This is a genomic window from Alkalihalobacillus sp. NPDC127517 (assembly GCF_050276055.1).
GTDB lineage: Bacteria > Bacillota > Bacilli > Bacillales > Bacillaceae_D > Alkalicoccobacillus.
Genome location: NZ_JBNNQX010000001.1, coordinates 48,939 through 68,133, shown reverse-complemented (window position 1 = coordinate 68,133; position 19,195 = coordinate 48,939). Strand labels below are relative to the sequence as shown.

The following is a 19,195-nucleotide window of genomic DNA, read 5'->3' as shown; positions in this document are numbered from 1 at the left end:
AAAGGCTTGTATCTAAGTGATACAAGCCTTTGATATAACGTTTTCCCCTTAATCTACACAGACTAAAAGTGTAGGTTAAACCAAACGATCGTACTCTTTTATGACACTCTTAAAGAGGCTTACATTGACGTTCAGACGTCTTGCATATGCATTCGGATTCATTGAGCTGTTCGTCCACTCATGATAGATTTTTGGTAGTTGCTTTCTTTGAGACTGGCTTAAACTGCAGAGCGTACCTAACGAACAAGCTGGCATAATGATCCTCCTAATCTTAGCAGAAGGTAAATGAATACCTATAGCTATTTCTTCTTATTTAACAGTACTTAGTGCATTTTCGATACTACTGTCACCCTGTTTAATATAGAAACTCTTATCAAACAGATTTTCTTTACCTAAAGAATTCACAAGAACATGAGCAACATCTTCTCTTGTAATTAAGTAATCATTAAAGTGATCTTTGCGTGATGTTTGATGAAGTTCAATCTTGTCTGTTGCATTCTCATTATTCATTGGTCCTGGTCTTACAATTGTATAGGATAGATTGCTTTGCTCAATGTAATAATCGGACATAAATTTTGCCACTGCATAAGGCTTCATCTTGTCACTTTCTTCATCCACATCTAAGCTGTCAGCCGCACTAAGCTGTACAAAATGTTTGATGCCTACTTCGGTTGCGTAGTCAACAGCCTTTTTCGCACCCCAAAGATCAATTAATAACGTTTTATCAGGACCTGTTGATCCACCTGAACCAGCAGCGAAGATAACTGAATCAATCCCTTTAAAAGCATGTGAAAAATCTTGTTCTAAATCGCCTAAAATCACATGGTCTGCACCTAGAGTTTCTAATTCTTTTACTTGTTCTTCTTTTCGTACTAGTGCTGTTGAAATATGAGGTGTTTCTTTCAGTTTTTTAATAATTTCTTTACCAACTTGACCATTTGCACCAATAACTAAAACATTCATATGAAAACCTCCTATTATTTGCATGCATCTGCATGTGTATAATTAAAACGTTTTACCAAGTCTGTTTCGTTGGGGTGACGAAAATGTCATTTATCATCACATTATTAGGTTTGTTTACTGCAAAAGCAATCGTTTCAGCAACATGTTCTGGAGCAATTGCCACTTCGTTTAGACCACCAAGTACATCGCTAACATCTTTATCTGTTACTTCATCCTGCCAATTTGTTGCAATTACACCAGGCGATACATAAACAGCTTGAATGTTATGGTGAACAGACATTTCTTTACGAAGACTTTCTGTAATAGCTCTAGTTGCATATTTTGTGGCACTATATACACCATGACCTTCTCCAACAGCGTGTCCAGCAATTGATCCAACATTAATTATCTGTCCACTGCCCTGTTCCTTCATTTGAGGTAAGACTGCTGCAATCCCATATAACACACCTTTAAGGTTAAGATCAATCATCTTTTCCCATTCATCCACGTGGGCATTATCCCATTTTGAGAACAGCATTAAACCGGCATTGTTAATGATGGTGTCTACTTTCTTATATCTCTCAACTGTGAAATCAATTAAGTTTTGTACCTCTTGTTTTTTGGTGATATCTGTCACTTTATACTCTGCTTGTCCGCCGTTGTCTCTAATATTTGAAACAATTGAGCTTAATTCATCTTTATCTCGAGCAGCTAAGACAACACTTGCTCCTTCTTTTGCAAGGTGTTCAGCCGTAGCTTTACCAATTCCACCTGATGCACCCGTTACAACTATGACTTTTCCTTTAATATAAGACATTTTTATTCCTCCTATTAAAATCCAGCTTCGTATTGAACTGGGATGATTGTATTTTTGTCTTTTCTTAACTGTTTTGCTGCTTCTAAAGCCCAATATGGATTACGAAGCATACCTCTACCAACAGCAACTATATCTGCGTCTTGAGTCCCAATGACAGCATTAGCAAGAGTAGGTTCATCTAATCGACCCACAGCAATTACAGGGACGTCTAAAGCTTTTTTAATGTCTCTAGCTAAAGGCACCTGATAGGCTGCGTGAGTACCTGGTTTTCCCCATGCTGCAATCTGCCCTTCTCCTCCAGACGAGATATCGAATATATCGGCACCAGCTTCTTTATAAGCTTTTGCCAAATCAATAGCCCCATTAATATCATAGCCACCGTCTACATATTCTTTCGCAGATATACGCATAAGAAGTGGTCTGTTTTCTGGGATTTCTTTTTTAGCTACTTTCAAAATTTCCGAACCGAATTTTGTTAAATCTTTACCAAATTCATCATTTCGTTTGTTGGTTAATGGAGAATGAAATTGATGAATTAGGTACCCGTGTGCCCCGTGAATTTCAATAACATCAAAGCCAGCTTGAACAGCTCGTCTAACAGATAGTCTAAATTTTTCTATTAGATCGTATACTTCTTCCGTTGTTAGTTCTCTTGGCGTTTTAGAGTTCTCATCAAATGGAATCGCAGATGGTGCTACAGGTAATTCTGCATCTTCGGCTTTACGTCCAGCGTGTGCAATTTGAATTGCTGCTTTTGCACCGTGTTCGTGGATTCCATCGACAATACGCTTTAGTGCTGGGATTTGTTCATCAGACCACAAGCCTAAATCATAATCAGAAATTCGACCATCAGGCTCTACATCAGTCATTTCAACCATCACAAGTCCTGCACCACCAATGGCGCGGCTCACATAATGAATATAGTGCCAGTCTGTAGCTACTCCGTCTTTCTTTGGAACGCTATATTGGCACATAGGAGACATCATTATACGATTTTTAAGTTCTAAACCCTTAAAAGTAAATGAGTCAAAAAGATTAGGTTCTTTCATGGAAACACTCCTTAGAATTATATATGCATGCACCTGCATGTATTTGTTAAATTATCACCTGTTCTCCATAAAGTCAACTGGTATAATTTAAGAGAGGCTCTTACGATCCCCTCTCTATTTTACCCATCTATTTTCTTTTAAAACATTCGATAAGATACTTTGATTAATCTCTAAATTGTCAATCACGGCATTAAAAGTATTTAATGCTCTTTGGAACTTCTTTTGTCCAAGTGGACTTAATGATGTATAAATACCACGTTTATCATCTTCACACGTTGACCTCTCTAATGCTCCACATGTTTTTGCTTCAAGTCTTCCGACTAATCTAGACATAGCACTTTGACTTAATCCAATTAATTCTTGAAGTTGCTGTAGTCTTAGTTTTTTATTAGGCTCTTGTGATAAATAAAACATAACATAGAATTCTTTAAGGGATATATCATTGTTTTTTTTTAATGAAGCTTCTAATTCGGCAGTAATTTTATCTTGTTTAGTAGTTACTTCTAACCAGTTGGTTAAGAAATCTAATTGGGTCTCTTTCTTCAATTATAAACACCTTCTTCCATAAGAATTAAGAATCTAAACACAATGTCCATTGGTACAGTTTAACATCATTAGATTGATCGGACACTGTTATTTTATGTAAGTTATTAAAGGTTGAAAATGAGTAAAATACCTAATAGTTAATTTAACCAAGCCTAAGGTACTATAAAATACTATATTAAAAATTCAAAAAAATGGTAGTTTTGACGTGGCCTAAAATGGATTTTAGAAAAACGTTATAAGGGTATAACGCTAGGGTAATTGCCATCGCAGAACTTTATTTCTAAATGTTTTTTCAGAATTTTACGACTAATTACTATAGATTAATAAATTGTAACATGTTAAATTATAATGGATTATTTATAGCGAGTAGTTTTCTAAGCGAGTTATGGCTTGGTAAAAGTCAAATTTTAAGAAATATACCCTCATATGATAGCGTTATCATCCGAGGGTTAGGGGAGTGTTTGTATTGAGTCGATTGATACCTGGAAAGAGCATTGAATTGGGTGTCTGTTATTACCCGGAGCAGTGGGATGAAGCATTATGGGCAGATGATTATAAACGTATGGTTGAAATGGGGTTTACCTATGTACGTGTAGGAGAATTTGCATGGAGTGTTTTTGAGCCGGTTCAAGGAAGCTTTTCTTTTGACCTCTTTGATCGCGCTATCTCATTGGCAGAGGAATGTGGCTTAAAGGTCATTATGTCTACTCCTACAGCAACTCCTCCTGCTTGGCTGACACATAATCATCCAGAGGTCTTGAATGTGTCAAAGGATGGAACTATTCATCATCACGGTCTGAGGGGACATTATAATTATAATTCGTTTACTTATCGAGAATTCACTAAAATCATTGTAGAAAAGCTTACCAAGCATTATGCTAATCATTCGGCTATATGTGGCTGGCAAATTGGTAACGAATTTAATTGTGAGGCCAATGTTTTCTATTCTGATGCTGACCACGATGCTTTTAGAGAATGGGTCAAACAAAAGTATGGAACGTTAGATCAGTTAAATGATGCATGGGGGACGGTGTTTTGGAATCAAACTTATTCTGACTGGGAACAAATTTTTTTGCCAAGGATTACTCCAGCCGATTCAGACAATCCTCATCATGCGTTAGATGAAAAACGTTTTGTCTCTGATAGTACCATTCACTTCGCTAAACTGCAGGCTGATATGATTCGGGCACATGCACCTAATCATTGGGTTACTACAAACGGGAAGTTTGGTCATTTGAATCATCATCAACTAACAAATGAGTTACTTGATTTTTATGCCTACGATTCATACCCTAACTTTGGATATGTATTCTCAGAGGGAGAAGAGGGTCCACTTTTAGATCGGAAGTGGAGCTGGAACCTTAGCACAGTAAGAGATATTAGTAGCCAGTTTGCTATATTTGAACAACAGAGCGGTCCAGGAGGTTGGGTTAATCGGTTAGAGCAACCCACACCAAAGCCTGGTCAAATTAAATTATGGACTTATCAATCCATTGCTCATGGTGCAGATATGGTTCTGTACTTCCGATGGCGCACGGCTACCAAAGGAACAGAAATGTATTGGCATGGTTTAAACAATTATGACAACAAGCCGAACCGAAGATTAAAAGAAGTGGAGACTACTGGAAATGAACTTAAACGTGTTGGAGAAGAACTATTTGGGACGCATTTTTTAGCAGAAGGTGCCATTTTACATGATTATGACAATGAGTGGGATGGAGAGCTTGATACATGGCACGGGCCATTTACAGGGAAAAGCATAAGATCTTGGTTTAAAGCGTTCCAATATCAGCATATACCTGTAGATTGTTTCACTATAAATGACGATACGACTCTCGACCAACTCAAGACCTATAAAGTTCTGGTCTATCCACATCCGGCTATTATGACTTCAAAACGAGCTAATTTATTAGAGCGATACTGCGAGCAAGGGGGAACGCTCATTCTTGGAAGCCGTTCAGGCTATAAAAACGAATATGGGCATGCCTATATGAAGTCATTTCCAGGCTTACTTTCAGATCTAGCCGGCGTTGAAGTCAATGATTTCACCAGAATTAATAAGTTTGATGACACTCCTCATATTGAGTGGGGGGAACATACTCTGAAGACAGAAACTTTTAATGAGGTACTAACGATCTTAAGTGAAAAAACAACCGTACTAGCAAGCTATCAAAATAGCTATTATGCTAATGCGCCTGCCCTAGTTAAAACCAGATTTGGAAAAGGTACTTGCTACTATTTTGGCGGTGTCTTCAATGAGCAACTCGCAAGTCTTTTATTAACGGATACAGGGTTAAAGACAAGATCAGAGCTGACTCTTCCAAAAAACATTGAGCTCGCAATAAGAGCCAGTAAGGGAAAGGAATATTTCTTTTTACTAAACTATAGCGGAGATGAGCAAACTATTACCCTAAATGAACCAATGAACGAGCTTTTATCTAACGTGACTCTCCAAAGTACGAGTACAATCGAGCCTTATGGCGTCATGATACTTACAAAAGTAAAAGCTTTTAAATGATGCATTCAGTATTACAGTATTAAGAGAAGAGTATATAAATAAGTCAGGTAAAAATCATATGATTTTTACCTGGTTTATTTTGCTATTATTTTGCTGGGTGTTTTAGAGCTTACATAATAACAATCATTTAACCATATTCTCAACGTATTAAGCCATATCTTAAGTGCGAGATTTCAATATAAAATATCAATAATGAAAGCGTATACAAATTAACTGGTTTAATAAGGAGGGGTGGGTATTGGCTGGTAGAAAGAAAAGGAGAAATAATCAGACTCTTACATTTTATTTGTTTATTTCGCCTTGGTTGTTTGGTTTTTTAGTTCTTGCGGCTGGGCCGATGATTTATTCTTTATACATGTCATTTACTGATTGGCAGATCTTTGGTGGGGCTGAATGGATAGGTGTAGAAAACTATGAGAATCTACTCTTTAACGATCCGCTATTTTGGAAAACGCTCTGGAATACTTTTTATTATACGTTTTTTGGAGTACCAATAAGCTTGATATTTGGTTACTTACTTGCTGTTTTACTAAATCAAAAGGTGAAATTTATGGGTGTTTTTCGTACGATCTTCTATTTACCCTCTATCGTTCCTGCTGTAGCAAGCTCCTTATTGTGGCTTCTTATTTTTCAGCCGGAATTCGGCTTAGCTAATGCAGTCCTTGATTTTTTAAATTTACCTACTTCTAATTGGATTCTTAGTGAAACAATGGTTAAACCAGCCTTAATTATCATGGGTTTATGGGGTGTAGGTGGAGGAATGGTAATTTATTTAGCTGGACTTCAAGGCGTACCACCAAGCCTATATGAAGCTGCTGAAATTGATGGGGCTGGTAAGTTAAGAAAATTTTGGAATGTAACCGTACCCATGACCTCGCACGTGATTTTCTTTAATCTGATTATGGGAATTATTGGATCATTTCAAGTTTTCACTCAAGCATATGTAATGAGTAATGGTGGACCAAACTACGCCTCATTGTTTTATGTTCTCTATCTCTATCAAAATGCATTCCAATTCTTTAAGATGGGTTACGCCTCTGCATTAGCGTGGATCTTGTTCTTAATCATACTCGTGTTTACACTTCTACAATTTAAATTTTTTGGTAAGAAGGTCTACTATGAATACGATGACTAATAGAGGGGGTGAGTAGAGTGGAGAAAGCAATTTTAAATCCTAGTATGAAAACACATAAAAGTTATAAAAAAAGTAGAACGATTGACAGAATCATGATCTACGCGCTTTTAATTGGTTTTTCAATCTTATTTATACTACCGTTCATCTGGTTAATTAGTACCTCCTTAAAAACAGAGTCTCAGGCGATAACATACCCACCATCGATTTTGCCTTCTCCAATCGATTGGGGTAATTATAAGGAGGTTTTTGAACTTGTACCGTTTTTAAGATTTTACATGAATACAATTATTGTCACTGGGTTCACAGTCCTTGGAACAATCATTTCAAGTTCGATTGTGGCTTATGCTTTTGCAAGGATTAAGGGGAGAGGTCGGAATTTTTGGTTTGTTATTTTGTTAAGTACTATGATGCTGCCACCTCAAGTGACAATGATTCCCGTTTACCTTATCTTCTCTAATTTAGGGTGGGTAAATACCTTTTTACCTTTAATCGTCCCTGCATTCTTTGGGAACGCCTTCTTTATTTTCTTATTAAGACAGTTCTTTAAAGCTATTCCAAAGGAGCTGGAAGAATCCGCAATCATTGATGGATGCTCGACATTTGGAGTGTTTTGGCGAATTGTCGTTCCGCTATCTAAACCCGCTTTATTAACTGTTGGGATTCTATCATTTATGGGGAGCTGGAATGATTTTCTTACTCCTTTAATCTATCTAAATGATACAAGCAAATACACTCTTGCTTTAGGTATCCAACTATTTAATGGCCAACTAAACATGCAATGGGGTCCTATGATGGCTGCTAGTACAATGGTGATACTCCCACTCGTTCTTATCTTTTTCTTTGCACAAAAGCATTTTATTGAGGGAATTGCTCTATCAGGTATAAAAGGATAAAACTTAGGGGGAATTTTCATGAAGAGAAAATGGCTAATGGGTCTTGCTGGGACAATGCTAATTACTGGTTTAGTTGGATGTGGAAATGAGTCAGGTGGGGATGCCTCCGATAATAAATCTGTTACGTTAAGAATGCTTGCATGGGGGAATGGGCCAGCAGAGCTTGAAGGCGATCAAGAAATTTTAGAGGTGTTTGAGGAGGAGAATCCTGGAATAAAGGTTGAACTAATCCATGTACCTTACGATAACGTAAACGAGAAATTTGTAACCATGTCTGCGGGTGGAGATCAGCCAGATGTGACTTGGGTTCGAGATACAGCCTTGCAAAGCTTTGCTAGTCAGAATCTACTTATGGAATTAGATGATTTGCTGGAAGAAGGCGGATTAAGTGAAGATGAGTGGCTTCCAGGTGCTTGGGAGATGGGGAGATATGAGGATAGCGTGTATGCCTTACCTCGAGATTTGATTACTCATCATCTTGTGTATAACAAAGATATGTTTGATGAAGCTGGCGTGGACTACCCTGAAGAAGGATGGACATGGGATGACTTTTTAGAGAAGGCAAAAGAATTAACCATAGAGGAAAACGGAAAAATAACTCAATTCGGAACTAGTGGATACTATTGGATGGAAGCGTTACTTCAAAATGGTGGAGAAGTATTCAGTATGGATGGAACAGAAGTTATGATTGATTCTCCTGGGTCAGTTGAAGCCATTTCATGGATTCGTGATCTATCAAACTTGCATAAAGTTGCACCAACGGCAACTGAATCTGAAGGCTTAGGCGATCTATTTTTAGCTGGTAGAGCGGCGATGGGTATAGCTGGCCCTTGGCATTGGCGTGCTTATTCAGAAGACGGGAATTTTGAATGGGATATTCAAGAACTGCCTGGAGGAAAGGAAGGTAATAAGTCTCAGCTGCTAGGGCTTCCGGTTGCCATTGGTTCACAAACGGAACACCCTGAAGAGGCTTGGAAATTACTTGAGTTTCTTACTTATGGGAAAGGTCAAGAGATTCAAGCTGATATTGTTGGCGCTTATCCTTCTGTCATTCGTGCAGCTGATACATTTGGAACGAGTCATTATGCACCTGATAATATCGCAATCGTAGCAAAAGCTATGGAAGAGAATACGGTTGTACAGAGCTTTTTCCCTGAGAAGTCTGAAGCTCTTACTAATGTTCAGCCGGTCATTGATCAAATCAATAACAAAGATTTAGATGTTGAAGAAGAACTCAAAAAGTTGGGTGATAAGCTACGAACTGAATATGATAAAAAATAAAAAAAGGAAGTCCGTCTTTTTATAGGACCTCTTCCTCTTCTCCCCTATTATGCTTTTGTTCCATTCTATAATTCTTAGGGGAGATCCCCATTTTCTTTCTGAATAACTTGGAAAATAACAATGAGTCATGATAACCCACTGAACGTGAAATATCTCCAATTGCATGGTCAGAGTTCTTCAAAAGAAGACATGCCTTAGATATTCGATAATTAACGAGATATTCCTGAATACTTAGACCAATATACGTTTTGAAGAGAGATGTGAGATAGCTCCTATCAAGACCAACAAATCTAGCAATTTGAAAGACGGTAAGTTTATCAGAAAAGTGCATATCAATAAAATCGATGACCATTTTGACATAGATTTCTTGTTTAGAAATCGTTAGTTCAGAGTGAACTTGACGAGGATTGGATTTCGTCAGGTCATCAAGTAATAGATATAAAAGAGCAGTTTGTCTTAATACGGAATCAGCTGTAAGCATTTGAGTAATACGATTGGCAAATGAGGCGTCTTTATCTTGAAAAATGGGTTCATTTCTTGTTAGTGAAGTCTGCTTAATGAAGTGCTTTGCTTGAAGGCCATGAAAACCTACCCAACAGTATTGCCATGGGTATTCTGCATCTGCTTGATAAAACGAGACGACATCTGGAGGAATTAAAAACCCTTGACCAGCTGATATCTCAAACAGTTGATTGTCGATTTTATACATTCCTTTTCCTTCAAGAACGTAATGTATAAGATGATACTCTCTAATAGCAGGCCCGTAAGAATGATAAGGTGTACATTTTTCTTCACCGAAATTATGCAGATACAGATCAAGAAAATGAATGTTCTTAGGAACATAAACCATTTTTTGAGACATAGAGTTAACTCCTCCTAGTTGTCTTATTAAATATTTTACCGTATTACTTACTATTAAAAAAGCATCGGAGGTTATTTATGGTTATTTATTCTCAAACAGAACATGGTTTATTTCACCTTCAATCAAAAGAGATGAGTTATGTATTATCCATTAACGAAGGTTACCCTGTTCATTTATATTGGGGTGCTCGGTTACATAATAATCAGAATCTAGTAGATATCGTACAAGATGATGAAAAATACGGGTTAGATCGATTACCACAAGAATACCCTCAATATGGAACGGGAGATTTTAGACATCCCGCATATATAGTTCAGCTTGAAGATGGAACAAGGGTTACTGAAGCTCTTTATAAAAGTCATCGTATTTTCAAGGGCAAATCTTCATTAGCAGGTCTGCCATCTGTATATACTGAGAAAGAAAGTGAAGCGGAAACGTTAGAAATTGAACTCGTTGATTCATACGCTAGTCTTAGTATTTATTTATCTTATACCATTTTTCATGATCGGTCTGTTATATGCAGAAATACTAGATTTGAGAACAGGGGTACGCAATCATTACGCCTTTGGAGTGCATTAAGTGCAAGTATTGATTTTCCTGAAGGAGATTCATTTGAATCGCTTTATTTATCAGGTGCTTGGGCACGGGAAGGAAATCTTGAACGGCGTGCATTACATTCTGGTAGCACCATTATTGAAAGTCGTAGAGGAATGAGTAGTCATCAACTTAATCCATTTATGGCATTGGTTAAGCCTGAGACCGATGAAGATCAGGGTGAAGCATACGGCTTTAGCTTAGTTTATAGTGGAGGTTTTAGAATTGAAGCAGAGATTAACTCCTTCCAATCGGTAAGGCTATCTCTAGGAATCAATCCATTTGATTTTAACTGGGTGCTAGAAGCAGGCTCTGAATTTCAGACGCCTGAGTCCGTAATGGTGTTCTCGCAAAACGGAATAGGTCAAATGTCGCGAACATACCACTCATTATACCGAGAACGTTTATGTAGAGGGAATTTCCGTGATAAACAACGACCGATTTTGGTGAATAACTGGGAAGCAACCTACTTTAACTTTGATGAAGATAAGCTACTTGCGATTGCTGAAGAAGGAAAGGAAGCAGGAATTGAATTATTTGTGTTAGATGATGGCTGGTTTGGAAAAAGAGACGATGATACCACATCTTTAGGTGATTGGTCCGTTGACAAAAGAAAGCTTCCAAATGGTTTAAAGCACTTGGGTGAGAATATTAACAAAAAGGGGCTGGACTTTGGGCTATGGGTTGAACCAGAGATGGTATCACCTGAAAGTAACCTTTACAGAGAACATCCAGATTGGTGTATCCATGTAGATGGACGAAGAAGATCAGAACATAGAAGTCAACTCGTCCTTGACTTAACGAGAGAGGATGTTCGGGAGTATTTGTATTCTACTCTAAAAGATTTATTTCAATCGGCACCTATCCGTTACGTGAAATGGGATATGAATCGTAGTCTTACTGAGATAGGTTCAGCCAACTTATTAAGTGAAAATCAGGCAGAAACAGCACACCGCTATGTACTGGGCTTGTATAGTTTATTAGAGCGAATTACAACTGAGTTTCCTGATATTCTATTTGAAAGCTGTTCAAGTGGCGGAGGAAGATTTGACCCAGGTATGCTCCATTATATGCCGCAAACATGGACAAGTGATAATACAGATGCGATTGAACGATTAAAGATTCAATACGGAATAAGCTTAGTATATCCAATTAGTAGCATAGGTGCTCATGTTTCTACGGTTCCAAATCATCAGGTTCACCGTTTGACACCTCTTGATATACGAGGGAATGTGGCGATGTCAGGTAATTTTGGTTACGAACTTGATTTGACAAAGCTTACAAGTGAAGAGAAAAAAAGTGTTAAAGAACAAGTTACAGCTTACAAAGAAATTCGACCACTCATTCAAAACGGAGATTTTTATCGATTAAAAAGTCCATTTAATGAGAACGAAACGAGTTGGATGTTTGTGTCTAAAGATAAGAAGGAAGCCATTGTCTTTTTCTATAGAGTATTGGCAGAACCTGTCCCTATTAAAAAACGAATTAAGTTAAATGGCTTGAACCGTAACTGGCAGTATTTTATTAAGGAACAAAATCGATCCGATTATGGAGATCGTCTCGAACAAATTGGATTGAATATCCCTGTATTGAAAGGTGATTTTGTCAGTGTGATCTATTCATTAAAAGCAAAGGCATAACAAACAATACATTAAGAAAATCCAGGATACCGATATAGGTTTGAAACAGCTATGGGTTTAGACCCGTGGCTGTTTTATTTTATAGACTATATATTGCTCTTACTATTTACCTGAAAACTCCAATATATTATTTCGGGTTATAAAGTGAGAAAATAACGCAAAAGTTTTAATTCTTAAATATTTCTTTTCAATTCTATTCATACAATTTGCTGCGCACAGTTTCTTAACTATGTTATAGACGGGACAGAACAGAACGCAGATATTAGCGGCCACCCTATCTAAAAAGGGAATTTTGAAGAAACATTTAGTCTTATCATAGCTCATAAATATGTGTTGCCAGTTAAAATCAACTTATTCTGTAATGCGGGCGATAACGAGTATGAGGCTAAGCATATAGAATAGTGTTTACTGGTATGAAGGATCTTTTAGATGAACTCGTATAATCAGGAGTAATCTTTCAATCGCTTCTCTCCCATTTTTCATACAGATGATGTATACTGGACAAGCACATAGAAGACATCTGGAGGGAAAGCAGTCTATATGGATGTATCGGTTTATCAAAAAAAGCATACCAATGTAATCCCATTCCTACAAAATGGAGATTACTTCTTTCATAGAGGCATTGATGCCTACAAAAAAAAGAACTTAAAGCGTGCTGTTACGTTATTTGAACGTGCGGTAAAGCTGACAGATAAAGAACCTGTTTTTCAAATTCAACTAGCTGCTGTATTGTCAGAGCTTAGTGAATATGAGCGTTCGAATGATATTCTTCGTGATGTGTTAACCGTGACGAAGGATTATCCTGAATGCTACTTTTTTATGGCCAATAACTATGCTTATTTAGGTCAGTTTTTAGTAGCTGAACAATCAGTAAAAACATATCTTAAGGAGACCACACCTGAATCTCGTCTCGAGGGTGCTGAAGAGTTACTGGAAATGCTTAAGGAAGAAGAACTAGCAATGGAGGATGAGTCAGAAGAGATTGAAAGCTTAATTTCTGGCCATACTACAGCTGGATCTTTTCTAAAGCAAAACAAGCCAGAACAGGCCATTCCAGTGTTAAAAGAAATGGTGGAGGATTACCCAAACTGTTGGGCTGCCTTTAATCATTTAGCTGAAGCCTATTTCAGATCAGGACAAATTGGAAAAGCATTTACGATCTCTAAGCATGTACTTACGGAGGATAAAGGTAATCTATTTGCCTTATGTAACCTTGCTTTATTTAATCAGGAGCTAGGTGAAATAAGCGAAACAAAATCTTATGCGAAAGTGCTTGGTCAGGTCTATCCAATGGATACAGATCATTATTTAAAATTAGCGCGTGTACTTTGTGCGTTAGGCGAGTATCAGGAAGCAGAAAAACGCTTAGCAGAGGTAGACACATTAACCTTTGATCTTGATCCTGAGCTGTACGATTGCCTTGGTGTTGCCCAGTTCCATCTTGGAAAACAAGAGAGAGCCATTTCTTCATGGAAAAAAGCAATCAAAAAAGGACATACTGAAACAGAAGAAAGATTGGAAGATCTCGCTCATTTAGACAAAAGTAAGTTATGCTTTCGTTTATGGCCACAGACTTTGTGAGCAGATCAATAGACAGTTTACAGTGATTTGAGTACGATAGACACACATACGTTCTAACGTGTATTTTAGGAGGGTACGAACCATGAGTGAAGAAACCATTTATGATGTCATTATTGCAGGAGCAGGTCCTGCAGGAATGACCGCAGCTGTATATACATCTCGTGCACAATTAAGCACATTAATGCTTGAGCGAGGTGTTCCAGGTGGTCAAATGGCTAATACTGAAGAAGTTGAAAACTACCCTGGTTTTGATCATATTTTAGGACCAGATCTTTCAACAAAAATGTTTGAGCATGCAAAGAAATTTGGTGCCCAATATGCATATGGAGATATTAAGGAAATTATAGATGAAGGCGACACGAAACGAGTGATTGCGGGATCAAAAGAATACCGCGCACGTGCTGTGATCGTTACCACAGGGGCAGAATATAAGAAAATTGGCGTACCTGGTGAAAAAGAGCTTGGCGGACGCGGTGTATCTTATTGTGCGGTTTGTGACGGAGCATTCTTCAAAAATCGTGAGCTAGTAGTAGTAGGTGGAGGAGACTCTGCAGTTGAAGAAGCGGTTTACTTAACGCGATTCGCTTCTAAGGTAACGGTTATTCACCGTCGTGATGAATTGCGTGCCCAAAAGATCTTACAACAACGTGCATTTGATAATGACAAAGTGGAGTTCATCTGGAATCACGTCGTTACTGAGATCGATGAAGAAGGCGGAAAAGTAGGTAGCGTCAAACTGAAAAATACAAAAACAGATGAAGTCTCTGATTTTAAAACAGACGGCGTATTCATTTACATTGGCTTACTTCCACTAAATGAAAGTGTGAAAAACCTGGGTATCCTGAACGAAGAAGGATACATTGTGACAAATGAAGAGATGGAAACAAAAATTCCTGGTATCTTTGCAGCAGGAGATGTTCGCGAAAAATCTCTTCGTCAAATTGTAACGGCAACAGGTGATGGAAGTGTTGCAGCGCAAAATGTGCAACATTACATCGAAAGTCTTGCTGAAAAAGTCAATCCGTGACGAATTGCCAAACTGTTGTATAAAAAGTAGTCATAAAGACGGTATAAAATAGTCAATTTTCGAAAATGGACTTATGCTGAAACCCTTGCGTGCCAAGGGTTTCGTAATTCCTTCTTAATCATTCTGTAACAATCATGAAATATTAAACTGTTATACTATGTTTAAGTAATTGACCCCCTTTTTATATATCTTTAGCACGAGCTTTTGAAGCTCGTGCCCTTTTTTTTGTCAAATCCTTTAAATCGTTCCTTGAATAATTGTAGCAGTCCTAAAATAAATGTATACTTATGAGGTATAGACAATGAGGTGATCGAATTGCAAAGGGTTACAAATTGCGTACTTGTAACAAATGATCAAGTACTTCTTCTCCAAAAACCCAGTCGAGGCTGGTGGGTCGCTCCAGGAGGAAAGATGGAATCTGGAGAATCAATAAAAGAATCGTCCACAAGAGAAATTAGGGAAGAAACAGGCTTATCAGTCAGTCATCCAGAATTAAATGGTGTATATACCATTGTAATAGAAGAAAACAATGAAACTCGTTCAGAGTGGATGCTGTTTACATTTAAAGCAGAAGCGTATTCAGGTACCTTGCTCGAGCAATCTCCTGAAGGGGAATTAAAATGGTGGCCGTGCGAAGAAGTAGCTCAGCTGCCAATGGCTGAAGGAGACAAGTTCATCATTGAACATGCCTTAAACGGTCACGGCGTTCAATATGGGACGTTTTACTACACGCCGGATTATAAGCTTTTACGGTCACGCCTAGACCCAGCCGCACAAACGAAGCCAGAATAGGAAAAGGGTGTTAATGAATGGGTGAGACAGAACAAACCATTGAGATTGTCATAATTACGGGGATGTCAGGAGCAGGAAAAACGGTTGCTGTACAGAGCTTTGAGGACTTAGGTTATTTCTGTGTGGATAATCTTCCTCCTGCATTGCTCCCCAAGTTCATGGATTTAGTCGAAGGAGCCAGTGGCAAGATGAATAAAGTGGCGCTTGTTATGGATTTACGTGGACAACGTTTCTTTGATCATTTATTCGAAGCTGTTGATCAATTAAGCAACAGCCATATGAAACCAGCTGTGCAAATCTTGTTTCTTGAATCAAAAGATAATAAGCTCGTCCAACGCTATAAGGAATCGAGAAGAACCCATCCTTTGGCCAAAAATGGCTTGCCTCTTGAAGGAATTCGCTTAGAAAGAGAAATGCTCGAAGAACTAAAAGGACGCGCTCAATTAATTATTGATACAACGGATTTAAAACCGGTTGAATTACGCGAGCGTCTTATTCAGCGATTCTCAACTAATGCGAGACAATCATTTTCCATACAGCTTTTATCATTTGGATTTAAATATGGAATACCAATCGATGCAGACCTAGTATTTGATGTTCGTTTCCTGCCGAATCCACACTATATTGAGCATATGCGGCCACAAACAGGGTTAGATAAAGAAGTTTCGTCTTATGTACTTAAGTGGTCGGAAACTCAGCAATTTGTGGATAAATTAACTGATCTACTTGATTTTATGCTTCCTCAATATAAGAGAGAAGGCAAAAGCCAAGTGGTTATTGGCATTGGCTGTACAGGTGGTCAACACCGTTCTGTCACACTAGTGGAGCATTTCGCGAGACAATTTGAAGCGGAGTATGAGGTTCATGCAACGCATCGCGATATCGCTAAACGAAAGGTCCTTAACCTGTGAGTAAGAATGTAGTTGTCATAGGAGGTGGCACAGGTTTATCTGTTCTACTGCGTGGTCTTAAAACATTCCCGGTTAATATAACGGCCATTGTAACTGTAGCTGACGACGGCGGAAGCTCAGGCATACTACGCAAAGAACTAGATATCCCGCCACCAGGAGACGTGCGAAATGTATTAACTGCTTTAGCCGAGGTAGAACCATTGGTTGAAGAGCTGTTTCAGCATCGATTTGAAAACGGCAGTGGCTTATCAGGGCACTCGTTAGGGAACTTGCTTCTTGCCGGGATGACATCCATTACAGGTGACTTCCATCAAGGCATTGTTGCTGTCAGTCGAGTGTTAAATGTACGTGGGACCGTTCTTCCGGCTGCGAATCAAAGCATTGTGCTTCATGCAGAGATGGAAGATGGTTCCATTGTTACGGGTGAATCAAAAATTCCTACGGTTCGTAAGCCGATTAAGCGTGTTTTTTTAACACCTGAAGTGATTGAACCTTTACCCGAAAGTCTCGAAGCCATTAAGAATGCAGACCTTATCGTACTCGGGCCTGGCAGCTTATATACAAGTGTATTACCAAATCTACTCGTACCAGGAATCGTAGAAGCTATTCGAGCATCCAAGGCTCGAAAAATGTATATCTGTAACGCGATGACCCAATTAGGTGAGACAGATGGATATTCTGCATCTGATCATTTGTACGGACTGATTTCTCATTGTGGTCCTGATCTAGTCGATGATATCTTAGTGAATGGTTCAGTCGTTTCTCAGAATGTGCGCGCAAGATACGAGGAAGAGATTGCATTCCCTGTTACAGTTGATCATCAACGGCTACAAGATATGGGTGTAAACATTATCTGTGATGACTTTGTGTTAGAGCAGGATGGTCAATTGAGACATAACGCAAAAATGGTATCAGAGGCCATTCTTCGATCAGGGAGCATGGATGTGCCCCTGACTTAAATTTGATTCATCTGAAAGGGGGGGACAAGATGTCTTTTGCAGCTAAAGTAAAAAAAGAATTAACTCAGCTTGATCCTGTGACTCCACAAGCTTCAGCTGAGTTGGCTGCTCTCGTTCGTATGAATGGTTCACTCTCGTTTGCTAGGCAGCAGGTCGGTTTGGATATTACCACCGAAAATGCTGCGATTGCCAGGCGAATTTATACACTCTTAAAACAGTTGTTTCCAGAGATTTTTATCGAATTACTTGTTCGAAAAAAGATGAGATTAAAAAAGAACAATGTCTACTTGGTTAGGGTTTCACGAGGAGCTAAACCTCTAATGGAGAAGCTAGGAATAATTGGCGAAGGGTTTACACTGATTCGTTCGGTTTCACCAGGGTTTCTTCATACAGAACAGCGAAAACGAGCATATATGCGGGGAGCTTTCTTAGCGGGTGGTTCTGTGAATCATCCGGAAACCTCCTCCTACCACTTAGAAATTTTTTCTTCATCAGAAGAACATAATCAATCGTTATGTGAATTAATGAACGAATACGGATTACGAGCAAAGCCACTAGAACGGAAAAAAGGCTTTATTGTATACATTAAAGAAAGTGAGAAAATTACAGAGTTTCTGAGCATAATTGGAGCCCATCAGGCGTTGCTCTATTTTGAAGATGTTCGCATTTTAAAGGATATGCGAAATTCTGTAAATCGACTTGTGAATTGTGAAACGGCCAACCTGAATAAAACGGTTGGTGCAGCTCTTAGGCAGGTTGAAAACATTCGGTTGATCCAACGAACAATTGGATTGGATCAGTTGCCACCAAAACTAAGGGACATTGCTACGCTTCGATTAACTCATCAAGATGTGACGCTAAAGGAACTTGGGGACATGCTTGAGGGTGGTAAAGTGAGCAAGTCTGGGATTAATCATAGATTGAAAAAGATTGATGAGATTGCAGAGAAGATCCGATCAGGAGATATGATAAACAGCTGAATATACTTTAATCAAAGGGGGACTCGTTATGCTTAAGTCGGAAGTGAAGGTTGCCATTAAGGGAGGCTTGCAGGCAAGACCAGCAGCCATGTTTGTACAAGAAGCGAATCGTTTTACATCCGTTGTGAATATTGAGAAGGATGGAAAGGTAGCAAACGCAAAAAGCATCATGGGCATTATGAGCTTAGCTATTAGGCACAATGCAACAATTGTGATTAGTACAGATGGACACGACGAACAAGAAGCATTAGATACGCTAGTTGATTATATTCAGAACGCTTAAGGGAAAAGCAGCCGTGTGGGCTGCTTTTTTTGTGCTGCTCAAGAGCGATTAGAGCTAGATGTTATGATGCTGAGCAATGAGGTCGCTCCCGTGCTGGTCGGCACGCTTTCCAAGGGAAGGCGTTGAACTAATTCTGGCTGCGCCTGAATCATTTCAACCTTGCCTTTTCATCCCTTAGGAGTCGGCCGCCCATCCCGTCCGCTGTGTGTGGAGGTTCTGAAATAAATTAGATGTGCTAAAAAAAGTTTTAGAATGCGCAAAAAAGCGGGGTCCGTGCTCAAAAAGGTGTAGAATGCGCAAAAAAGCGGGGTCCGTGCTCAAAAAGGTGTAGAATGCGCAAAAAAGCGGGGTCCGTGCTCAAAAAGGTGTAGAAAGCGCAAAAAAG

General features: G+C 38.7%; 18 protein-coding genes. 12 read left to right on the top strand and 6 right to left on the bottom strand.

Annotated features, from left to right (window positions below):
* Positions 1-75: 75 nt before the first annotated feature.
* The 5 genes from ACQKKO_RS00330 to ACQKKO_RS00310 all read right to left on the bottom strand — a co-directional run bounded on the left by ACQKKO_RS00330 (position 76) and on the right by ACQKKO_RS00310 (position 3,354).
* On the bottom strand, positions 76-255 hold the full coding sequence (locus tag ACQKKO_RS00330) for a hypothetical protein (RefSeq protein ID WP_498643195.1): 180 nt from the start codon (positions 253-255) through the stop codon (positions 76-78).
* Positions 256-309: 54 nt separating this feature from the next.
* Positions 310-963 carry an SDR family oxidoreductase gene (locus ACQKKO_RS00325; RefSeq protein ID WP_498643194.1) on the bottom strand — a complete coding sequence of 218 codons (654 nt, stop codon included), beginning with the start codon at positions 961-963 and terminating at the stop codon, positions 310-312.
* Between the two features lie 52 nt (positions 964-1,015).
* On the bottom strand, positions 1,016-1,759 hold the full coding sequence (locus ACQKKO_RS00320) for an SDR family oxidoreductase (protein ID WP_498643193.1): 744 nt from the start codon (positions 1,757-1,759) through the stop codon (positions 1,016-1,018).
* Between the two features lie 14 nt (positions 1,760-1,773).
* A complete protein-coding gene (locus tag ACQKKO_RS00315) occupies positions 1,774-2,808 on the bottom strand; it encodes an NADH:flavin oxidoreductase/NADH oxidase (protein WP_498643192.1) in 1,035 nt (344 codons plus the stop codon).
* Positions 2,809-2,922: 114 nt separating this feature from the next.
* Entirely contained in the window at positions 2,923-3,354 is a 432-nt protein-coding gene (locus ACQKKO_RS00310; protein ID WP_498643191.1) for a MarR family winged helix-turn-helix transcriptional regulator, read from the bottom strand.
* 466 nt (positions 3,355-3,820) lie between these two features.
* Here ACQKKO_RS00310 and ACQKKO_RS00305 point away from each other — a divergent pair, with 466 nt between their 5' ends.
* The 4 genes from ACQKKO_RS00305 (at position 3,821) to ACQKKO_RS00290 (ending at position 9,181) form a co-directional block, all read left to right on the top strand.
* Positions 3,821-5,872, top strand: coding sequence for a beta-galactosidase (locus ACQKKO_RS00305; RefSeq protein ID WP_498643190.1), 2,052 nt, complete (start codon positions 3,821-3,823; stop codon positions 5,870-5,872).
* Positions 5,873-6,110: 238 nt separating this feature from the next.
* A complete protein-coding gene (locus tag ACQKKO_RS00300; protein ID WP_498643189.1) occupies positions 6,111-7,007 on the top strand; it encodes a carbohydrate ABC transporter permease in 897 nt (298 codons plus the stop codon).
* Positions 7,008-7,024: 17 nt separating this feature from the next.
* Complete coding sequence (locus tag ACQKKO_RS00295; RefSeq protein WP_498643188.1) at positions 7,025-7,900, top strand: carbohydrate ABC transporter permease; 876 nt, start codon at positions 7,025-7,027, stop codon at positions 7,898-7,900.
* An 18-nt stretch (positions 7,901-7,918) separates the two neighbouring features.
* Entirely contained in the window at positions 7,919-9,181 is a 1,263-nt protein-coding gene (locus ACQKKO_RS00290; protein ID WP_498643187.1) for an ABC transporter substrate-binding protein, read from the top strand.
* 19 nt (positions 9,182-9,200) lie between these two features.
* On the opposite strand, the gene ACQKKO_RS00285 is transcribed toward ACQKKO_RS00290, so the two are convergent.
* Positions 9,201-10,043 (bottom strand): AraC family transcriptional regulator, encoded by an 843-nt coding sequence (locus ACQKKO_RS00285; RefSeq protein ID WP_498643186.1) that lies wholly within the window; start codon positions 10,041-10,043, stop codon positions 9,201-9,203.
* Between the two features lie 77 nt (positions 10,044-10,120).
* On the opposite strand from ACQKKO_RS00285, the gene ACQKKO_RS00280 reads away from it, so the two are divergent.
* From ACQKKO_RS00280 to ACQKKO_RS00245, 8 genes are all read left to right on the top strand, one after another.
* Complete coding sequence (locus ACQKKO_RS00280; protein ID WP_498643185.1) at positions 10,121-12,277, top strand: alpha-galactosidase; 2,157 nt, start codon at positions 10,121-10,123, stop codon at positions 12,275-12,277.
* 540 nt (positions 12,278-12,817) lie between these two features.
* A complete protein-coding gene (locus ACQKKO_RS00275) occupies positions 12,818-13,858 on the top strand; it encodes a tetratricopeptide repeat protein (protein WP_498643184.1) in 1,041 nt (346 codons plus the stop codon).
* 82 nt (positions 13,859-13,940) lie between these two features.
* On the top strand, positions 13,941-14,885 hold the full coding sequence (gene trxB / locus ACQKKO_RS00270) for a thioredoxin-disulfide reductase (protein WP_498643183.1): 945 nt from the start codon (positions 13,941-13,943) through the stop codon (positions 14,883-14,885).
* Between the two features lie 315 nt (positions 14,886-15,200).
* Positions 15,201-15,677 (top strand): 8-oxo-dGTP diphosphatase, encoded by a 477-nt coding sequence (locus tag ACQKKO_RS00265; RefSeq protein WP_498643182.1) that lies wholly within the window; start codon positions 15,201-15,203, stop codon positions 15,675-15,677.
* A 17-nt stretch (positions 15,678-15,694) separates the two neighbouring features.
* Positions 15,695-16,588, top strand: a complete 894-nt coding sequence (gene rapZ, locus ACQKKO_RS00260; RefSeq protein ID WP_498643181.1) for an RNase adapter RapZ — start codon at positions 15,695-15,697, stop codon at positions 16,586-16,588.
* Positions 16,585-17,547: a gluconeogenesis factor YvcK family protein gene (locus tag ACQKKO_RS00255; RefSeq protein WP_498643180.1), complete on the top strand. Its 963-nt coding sequence runs from the start codon at positions 16,585-16,587 to the stop codon at positions 17,545-17,547. The genes rapZ and ACQKKO_RS00255 overlap by 4 nt, the downstream gene beginning before the upstream one ends.
* A 29-nt stretch (positions 17,548-17,576) precedes the next feature.
* Complete coding sequence (gene whiA / locus ACQKKO_RS00250; RefSeq protein ID WP_498643179.1) at positions 17,577-18,527, top strand: DNA-binding protein WhiA; 951 nt, start codon at positions 17,577-17,579, stop codon at positions 18,525-18,527.
* A gap of 28 nt (positions 18,528-18,555) precedes the next feature.
* Positions 18,556-18,810, top strand: a complete 255-nt coding sequence (locus ACQKKO_RS00245; RefSeq protein WP_498643178.1) for an HPr family phosphocarrier protein — start codon at positions 18,556-18,558, stop codon at positions 18,808-18,810.
* Positions 18,811-19,195 lie beyond the last annotated feature (385 nt).

What these genes read in the sequence shown, in the direction of transcription:
- ACQKKO_RS00290 (WP_498643187.1), top strand. Translation starts at nt 7,919, where the DNA reads ATGAAGAGAAAATGGCTAATGGGTCTTGCTGGGACAATGCTAATTACT.
- ACQKKO_RS00315 (WP_498643192.1), bottom strand. Translation starts at nt 2,808, where the DNA reads ATGAAAGAACCTAATCTTTTTGACTCATTTACTTTTAAGGGTTTAGAA.
- rapZ (WP_498643181.1), top strand. Translation starts at nt 15,695, where the DNA reads ATGGGTGAGACAGAACAAACCATTGAGATTGTCATAATTACGGGGATG.
- ACQKKO_RS00285 (WP_498643186.1), bottom strand. Translation starts at nt 10,043, where the DNA reads ATGTCTCAAAAAATGGTTTATGTTCCTAAGAACATTCATTTTCTTGAT.
- ACQKKO_RS00245 (WP_498643178.1), top strand. Translation starts at nt 18,556, where the DNA reads ATGCTTAAGTCGGAAGTGAAGGTTGCCATTAAGGGAGGCTTGCAGGCA.
- ACQKKO_RS00330 (WP_498643195.1), bottom strand. Translation starts at nt 255, where the DNA reads ATGCCAGCTTGTTCGTTAGGTACGCTCTGCAGTTTAAGCCAGTCTCAA.
- ACQKKO_RS00280 (WP_498643185.1), top strand. Translation starts at nt 10,121, where the DNA reads ATGGTTATTTATTCTCAAACAGAACATGGTTTATTTCACCTTCAATCA.
- whiA (WP_498643179.1), top strand. Translation starts at nt 17,577, where the DNA reads ATGTCTTTTGCAGCTAAAGTAAAAAAAGAATTAACTCAGCTTGATCCT.
- trxB (WP_498643183.1), top strand. Translation starts at nt 13,941, where the DNA reads ATGAGTGAAGAAACCATTTATGATGTCATTATTGCAGGAGCAGGTCCT.
- ACQKKO_RS00275 (WP_498643184.1), top strand. Translation starts at nt 12,818, where the DNA reads ATGGATGTATCGGTTTATCAAAAAAAGCATACCAATGTAATCCCATTC.
- ACQKKO_RS00320 (WP_498643193.1), bottom strand. Translation starts at nt 1,759, where the DNA reads ATGTCTTATATTAAAGGAAAAGTCATAGTTGTAACGGGTGCATCAGGT.
- ACQKKO_RS00325 (WP_498643194.1), bottom strand. Translation starts at nt 963, where the DNA reads ATGAATGTTTTAGTTATTGGTGCAAATGGTCAAGTTGGTAAAGAAATT.